Annotated in this window: 10 protein-coding genes, 1 tRNA gene and 1 pseudogene; 9 read left to right on the top strand and 3 right to left on the bottom strand. The window is 33.2% G+C overall.

The window, feature by feature from the left end; translation table 11 throughout:
* Positions 1 to 73 precede the first annotated feature (73 nt).
* Positions 74 to 769, top strand: coding sequence for a polyprenyl diphosphate synthase (gene uppS, locus JR053_RS02790; protein ID WP_007302838.1), 696 nt, complete (start codon positions 74 to 76; stop codon positions 767 to 769).
* Positions 759 to 1,385 (top strand): phosphatidate cytidylyltransferase, encoded by a 627-nt coding sequence (locus tag JR053_RS02785; RefSeq protein ID WP_007302837.1) that lies wholly within the window; start codon positions 759 to 761, stop codon positions 1,383 to 1,385. Before uppS ends, JR053_RS02785 begins: the two co-directional genes overlap by 11 nt.
* A 15-nt stretch (positions 1,386 to 1,400) precedes the next feature.
* On the opposite strand, the gene JR053_RS02780 is transcribed toward JR053_RS02785, so the two are convergent.
* Both JR053_RS02780 and coaD read right to left on the bottom strand, forming a co-directional pair.
* The gene (locus JR053_RS02780; RefSeq protein WP_007302836.1) at positions 1,401 to 1,610 is read right to left on the bottom strand and encodes a zinc-finger domain-containing protein; all 210 of its coding nucleotides are present in this window, start codon (positions 1,608 to 1,610) and stop codon (positions 1,401 to 1,403) included.
* 71 nt (positions 1,611 to 1,681) lie between these two features.
* On the bottom strand, positions 1,682 to 2,188 hold the full coding sequence (gene coaD, locus JR053_RS02775; protein ID WP_007302835.1) for a pantetheine-phosphate adenylyltransferase: 507 nt from the start codon (positions 2,186 to 2,188) through the stop codon (positions 1,682 to 1,684).
* Positions 2,189 to 2,262: 74 nt separating this feature from the next.
* Between coaD and JR053_RS02770 the strand changes: the two genes are divergently transcribed.
* A tRNA-Phe gene (locus JR053_RS02770) sits at positions 2,263 to 2,335 on the top strand.
* Positions 2,336 to 2,395: 60 nt separating this feature from the next.
* On the top strand, positions 2,396 to 3,334 hold the full coding sequence (locus JR053_RS02765) for a gamma-glutamyl-gamma-aminobutyrate hydrolase family protein (RefSeq protein ID WP_010401296.1): 939 nt from the start codon (positions 2,396 to 2,398) through the stop codon (positions 3,332 to 3,334).
* Between the two features lie 231 nt (positions 3,335 to 3,565).
* On the opposite strand, the gene ubiH is transcribed toward JR053_RS02765, so the two are convergent.
* Positions 3,566 to 4,723 (bottom strand): 2-octaprenyl-6-methoxyphenyl hydroxylase, encoded by a 1,158-nt coding sequence (gene ubiH, locus JR053_RS02760; RefSeq protein WP_010401294.1) that lies wholly within the window; start codon positions 4,721 to 4,723, stop codon positions 3,566 to 3,568.
* Positions 4,724 to 4,862: 139 nt separating this feature from the next.
* Here ubiH and JR053_RS02755 point away from each other — a divergent pair, with 139 nt between their 5' ends.
* The 5 genes and pseudogenes from JR053_RS02755 to JR053_RS02735 all read left to right on the top strand — a co-directional run bounded on the left by JR053_RS02755 (position 4,863) and on the right by JR053_RS02735 (position 9,452).
* The gene (locus JR053_RS02755; protein WP_416603468.1) at positions 4,863 to 5,252 is read left to right on the top strand and encodes a hypothetical protein; all 390 of its coding nucleotides are present in this window, start codon (positions 4,863 to 4,865) and stop codon (positions 5,250 to 5,252) included.
* Between the two features lie 46 nt (positions 5,253 to 5,298).
* A pseudogene (locus JR053_RS02750) lies at positions 5,299 to 5,926 on the top strand (IS6 family transposase).
* A 146-nt stretch (positions 5,927 to 6,072) separates the two neighbouring features.
* Positions 6,073 to 6,672, top strand: coding sequence for a peroxiredoxin (locus tag JR053_RS02745; RefSeq protein ID WP_010401485.1), 600 nt, complete (start codon positions 6,073 to 6,075; stop codon positions 6,670 to 6,672).
* On the top strand, positions 6,659 to 7,606 hold the full coding sequence (gene trxB, locus JR053_RS02740) for a thioredoxin-disulfide reductase (RefSeq protein ID WP_010401482.1): 948 nt from the start codon (positions 6,659 to 6,661) through the stop codon (positions 7,604 to 7,606). The genes JR053_RS02745 and trxB overlap by 14 nt, the downstream gene beginning before the upstream one ends.
* A 91-nt stretch (positions 7,607 to 7,697) precedes the next feature.
* Positions 7,698 to 9,452 (top strand): TomO hydrophobic C-terminal domain-containing protein, encoded by a 1,755-nt coding sequence (locus JR053_RS02735; protein WP_416603465.1) that lies wholly within the window; start codon positions 7,698 to 7,700, stop codon positions 9,450 to 9,452.
* The last annotated feature ends 112 nt before the right edge of the window (positions 9,453 to 9,564 follow it).

Raw genomic sequence — 9,564 nt, 5'->3', positions numbered from 1 at the left:
TCAGTTAATTCATGCCTGTCAGATCAAGTCTAAACTATTACACATTAAGCTAATTAGAACAGGTTGAATTCAAATGTTGAATCTAGAATCTCTGCCAAAACATCTAGCAATTATTATGGATGGTAATGGTAGGTGGGCAAACAATCAAGGAAGGGTAAAAATTGATGGCTATAGAAAAGGCAGTGAGGTTGCATTTGATATTGCTAAGCATTGCACAGTCCTGGCCATACCTTACTTAACTTTGTATGCATTTTCCATGGAAAATTGGCTCAGATCTGAAAACGAAACAGACTACCTATTTAATTTATTTTACTACACTTTAACTAATGAAGATAAAATGAAATTCATTTACAATTGTAACATTAAGTTAAATTTTATTGGCAATTTAAGTCTATTGCCCAGTAAAATATTCGATCAAATCAAAAAAGCAGAAGAAGTGACACATAAGAACGATGGTCTATTACTCACTGTTGCAGTTAGTTATGGAGCAAAGCAGGAAATTATACATGCTATCAACAACGTCATAAAAGGAAATATTGATTGCGTATTGGAAGAGGAATTTGAAAAATTTCTGTATACTAAAGATTTGCCAAAATTGGATTTATTAATTCGCACTGGTGGCGAAAAAAGGTTAAGCAATTTTTTATTATGGCAAGCAGCTTATGCTGAATTGTATTTTTGTGATACTTTGTGGCCCGATTTTTCTTGTCAAGATTTGACCAAAGCACTAGAAGATTATACGAAAAGAGAAAAAAAATATGGTAGATAATAACTTTATGGTTAGAATATTGTCCTCAATAGTAATATTACTCATATTTTCTTTTGCTACATATTTCAGTGATTTATCATTTTATCTACTAATTTTTTCAATTGCAGTTTTATCTTCTTTTGAATGGTATAATCTAACTCAGGGCAATAGAATCTTATACATTTTCGCATTACTATTAATCGCACTACCAAATGCCTCGCTAATATGCCTATATAATCTACCACAGGGAAAATATGCATTAGTATGGCTTATCTTAACTATTTGGAGCATTGATATTGCTGCCTATTTTTTCGGCAAAAATTTTGGTAAAACTAGAATTTGTCCAATCATTAGCCCTGGGAAAACTTGGTTAGGACTTTTTGGTGCAGTCTTAGCTGGAATAGTGTGTACAATTTTTGGCTCAATATTTTTGAGTTTATTTCCAATTTTTTATTCTCCAATAATTGGTTTGATAGTTGCTATTCTAGCCCAACTTGGAGATTTCACTGAGTCACTCATCAAAAGAGTTTACAATGTTAAAGATAGTGGAGGTATTATACCAGGCCATGGAGGAGTACTCGACCGTATGGATAGTTTCATTTTTACTGCCCCTCTCATTGCTATTTACATAAGCTAAAAAAATGAAGTACTATTAACCTTTGGTTCTTTCCTTCTTGCTTATTACTTTCACCTCAACAGATTGAAATTCTTCGGCACTCACTATTTCATCCATTGACTTATTACAATAAGGACAATACATTTCTCCTTCTTTGTGTAAGTATACTATTGGATGACCAGAACCATCATCATTCTCATCACCACGGCAGCAAACTATTACATTATTATCCCTCACTTTTAACATGTCTCTCCTTTAGCTTACAATATTTTACACATCTAACATACTCGTTTGGAAATAAAAAAGACAACAAATACTTATTCTCCATTTTCTACCCTATTTAGATTAATCAATTCACTTTGGACACTTTTTGACACAAAGTTGCTAACATCTCCTCCTAATCTCGCTATTTCCTTTACAAAACTTGATGAGATAAATTGAGTATCCTCAGATGCAGGAAGAAATATAGTTTCGATTTCAGGAAAGAGCTTATAATTTACCCAACTCATTTGAAACTCGTAATCAAAATCCGATACTGCTCTCAGTCCTCTAATAATAACAGAAGCATTTTGCTCTTTGGCAAACTTCACTAGCAACCCATTAAAGGATATAATATCTGCATCAATTCCTGCTCCTTTCACTTCATTTTTAGCCATGCTTGTGCGCAGTCTTATGTCAAAATTAGTATGTTTATTAACATTCTCTGCAACACCAATTATCAACTTATCGACTAGCTTACATGCTCTTTTTATTATGTCAAGGTGCCCAAAAGTTATGGGGTCAAATGTACCAGGATAAATTCCTATTTTGTTACTAATGTTCATTCTTTGTTTCTATACTTCAAAAACTTTTGATGGACATGATAACGTTTTTTATCTAAAAATGAAAGTACGTAGTTGGCCTGATAGCTCAGTTGGTAGAGCAAAGGACTGAAAATCCTTGTGTCGCTGGTTCGATTCCTGCTCAGGCCACATTCTTTTTCTTAATGTTCTATAATATATTATAATATTAATATAATTATTTAGGAAATAATGTATAAATGTTACAATAGAATATTTAATATACTATTAATTACATTTCTACTATTAAGTAATATCGCTTATAGTGAAAAAGTAAACAAAGAATTATCTGCTTTGACAGTGGAAAATGCAGTAAATTATAATATAATTGTTGGTTTATTGCAAACAGATGAATCTCAAAATATCTATGAGATATTCAATAATTTTGGGGTTAAAACTATATTCATTGACTACGACAAAATAATTAATCTAAAAGAAATCCAAGAAGAGTTCGCAAAACAAGATGAAATATTGGCAAAAAAGCTGATACTAGATCGAATAAAAGTTGAAGTTGCAAAATTTATCAAAGAGCAAAAGATAAACAGAATATTTATTTCAGATAACTTTCATTCAGCTCTTAACCCTTACCGCCAGCTTGTGAATGAAGCAATTGTAAAAATAGTAGATGACAATCCTACAATTCATTTGCTTGCCATATGCGGTGGTTTACAAGACATTATGCATGCAAAAGAAATTGAAATAACAAATGTTGTTAATGATGAGAAGAATCATTTAAAATCATCATCCTATCCACAAAAAGAGAATATATCTCTTCAGCAGATAAAAATTGTTCCAGGTAGTCGTTTGGAAAAAGTGGTAGCTAGATTTTTACTACCTAATCAAAATGGCTGGTTTTCAACTTATTTTCCGAATGCTCATTCAGGTACAGTAAGTAATACTACAGAGAATAGAAGAAGGCTAGAGCTACTTGGATATAAAATTGCAGCATTTGCCAATGACGGGGTAATAGAAGCTATCGAAGATAAGCATGGTAATATTTACTTTCAAAGTCATCTAGAAGCCCTTGTTGTCAAATCAGATAAAAACTCTCGTTTGTCAAGCCAAAAGGTACGTCAGGTTTCAACACTAGTTGCTATAGCGATTATAAATGATTTTCTTCATCGCGTTTAATGCTAAAATAAGGAAAATCATTTAATGTCATGCCAGTACCCTTTTTCTTGTCATTCCAGTGCGTGACGCTGGAATTCAGTTTTTCATTTCATCAAATTTAGCATAAGCTCAAGTTTGCTTATAAATTTTTCTGGATGCCAGTGTCTGGGCACTGGCATGACATTATGGAATTTGGGCTCCAGTGTCAACTACTCTAATGACACCTGATTATGATGAAAGAAATCTAATGATTTATATAAACCCCATAGCATGTCGAACGAAGCTTTTTTTAAGAAAATCTGAATTTTCAACTACCATTAAACCAAGATTGCTCAGAACTTTAACGCAAAGTATTCTGTTGGAAAATATTCTATTTAGTCCATCAGTTGCAAGTGCCATAGTAAAATTATCAAAGTATCTATCACGTGAAATTTTCTTCAATAGATAATTACTGCCAACATCAATGCCAGAGGATTTTGCAGCAGTTATTTGTCTAATAACACTCTCTACATCTCTCATTCCAAGGTTAAGTCCTTGACCTGCAACTGGATGGATTGAATGTGCTGCATCGCCAATAAGCAAAATTCTGCTTTTATGAAGCTTTCTCGCAAAAGTAAAACTCAAAGGGTAAGATTTTCTTTCACCCTCTAATTCAATTTCTCCCAAATAAGAACCAAATCTTTTTTTGAGTTCTATGATAAACTCCTCTTCAGATAAGCTCATCAGCATTTTTGAAATTTCGCATTTTTCTGTCCAAACTATTGAAGAAGTATAGCCACCTTTCATTGGCAAAATTGCAAATGGACCACCAGGAAAAAACCGCTCTACAGCTAAGTTTTGGTGATGTAGTTCATGTTTTACATTAAATACCATGCTATTTTGTTTATAATCAAATTTTATTATTGTTATAGAAAACAACTCTGGCAGCTTAGAGTTTTTACCTTCAGCACAGATAAATAGCGATGATATCAATTTTTGATCATTATCAAGAGTAACTTCCACGTATCCTTCGTCACAAGCGATTGTTTTATAGAAACGTGGAGAATATATATTGAGTTTATGCAAAAAATTATTATTAATTGCATTCCATATAATAGCGCTCTTGATTACATAACCCATTGGCTCTTCACCAACCATTTTATGGTCATAATGCACAGTAAATGGGCTATCTCCATCTAATATGCATATATCAAGTATTGGTTCAGCTTCATCTTCTAAGAACTGCCAAATCCCTAATTTTTCTAGTATTTTTTTTGACCCTTGAGAAATGGCAAATGCTCGATTATCATCAACTGCACGTGGTAAACTATTTTTCTCAATTATGGCTACAGATATAGAGTCATTACTCAGGTCAATAGCAGTAATAAGACCAATTAGCCCACCACCTGAAATGATTACATCGTAATTCATTTTATTTACCTAAAATTACATTTTATTCGTTTTGAAAATAGTTTAAACAAACTTTGTAGATGCTGGACTTCTTATCACTACCTTAGTATACCTCAGATTAGTAATAAAGTATTAATTATTTTATTAAAGGAAACAGCTTATGACTACAGATTGCAAAAAAGAATTACTAAATTGCATTAACAAGTACAGAGAAGAACTTGCAGAAAATAAAGCAGCAATTAGACAAACTTTAACTAGCGATAAAATTAATATAAGCGATTACTTTTATCAGGGTGATAAAATCTGTAACGAAGAAATATTTAATGCAGGAAGCGAGTGTTATGGTACAAAATATGGTGGGAAACAAAAATATACATATGATGAGTGGAAGCCAAAAATTGAAAAATCTAACGCTAACGAGTTGTTAAAAGACAAAAATTTGCAAGAAACGTTAAAAAGCAAAGATTCGCAAGAAGAGTTAAAAGGCAAAATATCAAAGAGTCTTGAGGATTATAAACAGTATCATGAAAAGGTTCTGTCGCATTTGTAGGGAAGTAGAAAGAAGAATGATATAATTGTCTAAAAAAAAAGCAAAGATGTTTCGTATCAATCAAAAATTGTTGCCATATTTCAAAGGATTTAGCTTTTCAGCGGATGTTATCTGTATACATGAAATGTCGATTCTCTTTGAGCTATCGAGATTTGGAAGAAATGATGAGTATAAGGGGAGCAAAATGCTACGTTACAAAGGTGGGTTATCACCACTGATAGATGAGGCAGTAAGGAAAAGAAAGAAGCAGGTTGGTAGTAGTTGGAGAGACTTACATTAAATTAAACGGTAAATGGGTTTATTTATATACTGTAGACTTCCTCTTGTGTGTTAGTAGAGACAAGTCTGCAGCACTTGCATTCTTTCGTAAAGCCTTCAGGAGTAACTATCTTCCTGAGAAAATTGTAATTGATAAAAGCGGCAGTAATACTGCTGCTCTTGATGATTTGAATGCAGAAATTTCTGAAGATTACAGTTCTTCAAATAAAATATCTAAATAATATTGTTGATAGATTTATCAAAAAACTAATAAAGCCAATGCTTGGGTTTAAAAGCTTCCATTCCGCAAAGATTACCATCACAGGCATAGAAAATATTCGTATGATTCAAAAAAGACAAATTATTAAAATAATGTTTCTACTTTTGAGAATTTTGCTATGTTAATGGCTTCATAACTCCTATAATCCCACCTTTAATGATCTTCTTTCCTATGGTTTATAGATGCGACAGAACCTTTTTTATAGGATTGGGGCTAAAGAAAACTTGCATGTAAATGTATCAAGGTATAAAATTATAAATATTAAGAATGAATAGGTTAGTTATGAATCTTGTAACAAAATCCGCTATCGATTTTACTGCTTCGGCTGTTCTTGCTAGTGGAAAAATAGTTGATGATTTCTGTTTAAGTAAACATATAAAGGATAAGTATGCTGTCCTTTTTTTCTATCCACTTGATTTTACTTTTGTCTGTCCAACTGAGTTGATATCATTTAGCAACAAAATAGAAGATTTTTCAAAACGTAATGTTGAAGTGATAGGAATAAGTATAGATTCAAAATTTTCACACTATAAATGGCGAAACACTCCAGTTAATGATGGTGGTATTGGAGAGGTTAGCTACAATTTAGTGTCTGATATCAAAAAGTCTATATCAAGAGACTATGGGGTCTTATATGATGACTCAATTGCACTAAGAGCAACTTTTGTTATTGATGATAAGTTTGTTGTACGTCATCAATCGATAAATGATTTTCCTTTAGGGCGTAATATCGATGAGTTTATTAGAATTATTGATGCAATAAAACATAATGAAGAGCATGGTGAAGTATGTCCAGCAGGGTGGAAAAAAGGTAAGCCAGCAATGCAGGCAAGCGATGAAGGAGTGGCTGATTATCTAAACTCACACAGTGCAGAATTATAAATTGAGTACAAAAGTTCTTATTATTGGATCTGGAGCAGCGGGTTATGCTGCTGCTATATATGCAGCACGTGCAAATTTAGAGCCAATTGTAGTAACAGGAATGCAACCTGGTGGTCAGCTTACAATTACTACGGATGTTGAAAACTATCCAGGTTTTATTTCTATACAAGGTCCAGAACTCATGGAACAAAAGAGGTTGCATGCAGAGAAGGTGGGGGCAAGGGTAATAAATGACGAAATAAAAAGCGTTGAACAACTTGAGGATTCTAATGAGTATAGATTTAGATCTTGTGGTAATGCTAGTGACTACTATTCGAATGCAATTATAATCGCAGCTGGTGCGCAAGCGAAGTGGCTTGGCCTGGAGAGTGAAAAGAAATTTCAAGGTTACGGAGTTTCGGCATGCGCAACTTGTGATGGTGCATTTTTTAGAAATAAAGTTGTAGCTGTGGTTGGTGGTGGAAATACTGCTGTTGAAGAAGCAATATTTTTAACTCGATTTGCTAAGGAAGTTATACTGATACACAGGCGTGATAAGTTAAGAGCAGAGAAAGTAATGCAAGACAGGCTCTTTAAAAATGATAAGATAAAGGTAATATGGAATCATACCGTAGAGCAGATTCTTGGAGAAGAAAATCCTAAAAAAGTTACTGGCATTACAATTAAATCGACGAAAACCAATACAGTTCAGGAATTAAAAGTGGATGGAGTGTTCATTGCAATTGGGCATGCACCAAATACAGGTATTTTTAAGGGCTTTGTTGAAATGGATCAGCAAGGTTATATAATTACGAAACCTGGAACAACTCTAACCAGTAGGGCAGGGGTGTTTGCTGCTGGTGATGTTCAAGATAAGGTATATCGCCAGGCAGTAGTTGCAGCAGGTACAGGGTGCATGGCTGCACTTGATGCAGAAAAATTTTTGGAATCATAATTAATTCTAAAATTTTTAACTAAATTACTTGCAATTTTCTTTGTTTTTTTTATAATTATGTCAATAAATTATAGATTGAGGAGAATTTAGTATGCTTTCGAGAAGTAATGTAGGTTTTAGAAGAAGTGTTGTTAATGATACAGGATTACGAGCTCAAAATCAAACAACTTCAGGACAATCAACAACAAAATTATTTAAAGCTATTGATGAAGGAAAGCTAGGAGATTTTGAGCGAGCTCTGGAAGAAGGTGCGAATGTTAATACGTTTGATCAGGGATATACACCATTAATGACTATTATCATGGGTGTTGATGATAGTCCTACAAACTTAAAAATGATGACTTTGCTTTTACAGCACCAGAATTTAAATATTAATGCTCAAGAAACTAAAGAATCCAATACAGCTCTACATCTAGCCTTTCTCATGGAAAATAGGAATTTTGTACAGATGTTACTTAGACATCCTAACATGAATACAAACATTAAAAACAAAGTTTTTCTTCTTCAGGATCAATATCTTGAGCCTCGATATAATCGTTCCAGAGCAGATCTTATAAAACATGCAGAGTACAAACAATGGTTTTCTTATACTCCTCAGGGATATATTGAAAAAATAGGGCGAATACAAAAAAAGGAGTTTTCACATCTTACAATAGAAATACAAAAAGCACAAACAGGAAAAGAATTATTAGATGCTCTTTCTAACAGAAATATTGACCGAGCAAAAAGACTATTAAATCAAGAACTCAACCCTAATTGTTGGAAAAGAAATTCAAATGGAGAAATAGAAACACCACTTAGCCTGATTATCAAATCATGTTTACAAGGAATAACAGAGGAAAATAAAAAAGAAGTACTGACTAAATTTTTAAAACATAAAGACCTAGATTTTAGTCAAATAAAACCAATACCAGCTATAGAGCAAAATTCAAGATTGAAGCAAATCATTGAACAAGCTATGAAAGAGCGATTAACTGATGCTATTAATAGAAAAGATTTGAATGATGTAAAAAAATTAGTAGAAGATAATTGCTTCATAAATCGTGCAATTGTCACCGCTGTGTTGAGGAATGTTAATAATCCAATTGAATCTATTAAAAATTATCTCAATGAGAAATTTCCTGCAAGTATGGAACAGCCTTCAGCAAATGCACATAATGTTGCTCCGGAAATAAACGATGAGTTTATTGCTCAAGAATTGCAGCGACTTGAAAACCTGGAAGGTGAACTTGAAAGAACAAAGGCTCAACTTGCAGAAAAAGAGCAAGAGTTGAATAGGACCGTAGATGAAAGAACAAGAGACACTGACAAAATTTCACAGTTAGAAAGGGAGTTGAGACAAGTAAGGCAGGATAATCAGGAAAGAATTCACACTCTCACTGATCAAGTAGCTCGACTTACTAGAGAAAAAAGTCAACTTGAAAACCTTAGAGATGAGCTTGAAAGAACAAAAATTCGACTTAGAGAAAAAGAGCAAGAGCTGGATAGGGTCGTAAGTGAAAGAACAAGAGACACTGACAAAATTTCACAGTTAGAAAGGGATTTAAGGCAAGAGAGATTAGAACTTCAAGCTCAAAATCAAGACTCAAAGAACAAAAACAGAAAACTTTCAGAAGCAAGCATTTATAATAGAAGGCAAAGTAACTATGCCTCTGCCTCTTTTGTGTTATCTGGAGCGTTTGCTATTGGTGCATGTTTAACAATATCGAATTTAGAAATATGTATTTCACTTGCTGTAGCTGCACTTGTTTTCATTGCAATTGGGTGCTACTGTTCATATAAAGCAAGTACAGTACTGAGTGATGTGACAAGCACTGAATTTGGTAATGTTATCAGTTTAAGATAGAGTTAAGGTTTTTACTTCTTCTCTAAACTCTGCTGAAAGTTTTATACATCCTGAAAATACCTTGATAATTCGAGTGAATGTGAACCTGAGTGGTTTCAAGACTTAAATAGTT

Origin of the sequence: Wolbachia endosymbiont of Nasonia vitripennis (genome assembly GCF_048054115.1) — a bacterium.
Classification (GTDB): Bacteria; Pseudomonadota; Alphaproteobacteria; order Rickettsiales; family Anaplasmataceae; genus Wolbachia.
The sequence above is the reverse complement of the archived record's forward strand: the minus strand, read 5'-3'. Positions and strand labels throughout refer to the sequence as shown.

Coding starts and splice junctions, on each gene's coding strand:
- JR053_RS02780 (WP_007302836.1), bottom strand. CDS start 1,610: ATGTTAAAAGTGAGGGATAATAATGTAATAGTTTGCTGCCGTGGTGAT.
- JR053_RS02745 (WP_010401485.1), top strand. CDS start 6,073: ATGAATCTTGTAACAAAATCCGCTATCGATTTTACTGCTTCGGCTGTT.
- uppS (WP_007302838.1), top strand. CDS start 74: ATGTTGAATCTAGAATCTCTGCCAAAACATCTAGCAATTATTATGGAT.
- ubiH (WP_010401294.1), bottom strand. CDS start 4,723: ATGAATTACGATGTAATCATTTCAGGTGGTGGGCTAATTGGTCTTATT.
- JR053_RS02785 (WP_007302837.1), top strand. CDS start 759: ATGGTAGATAATAACTTTATGGTTAGAATATTGTCCTCAATAGTAATA.
- JR053_RS02735 (WP_416603465.1), top strand. CDS start 7,698: ATGCTTTCGAGAAGTAATGTAGGTTTTAGAAGAAGTGTTGTTAATGAT.
- coaD (WP_007302835.1), bottom strand. CDS start 2,188: ATGAACATTAGTAACAAAATAGGAATTTATCCTGGTACATTTGACCCC.
- JR053_RS02755 (WP_416603468.1), top strand. CDS start 4,863: ATGACTACAGATTGCAAAAAAGAATTACTAAATTGCATTAACAAGTAC.
- JR053_RS02765 (WP_010401296.1), top strand. CDS start 2,396: ATGTATAAATGTTACAATAGAATATTTAATATACTATTAATTACATTT.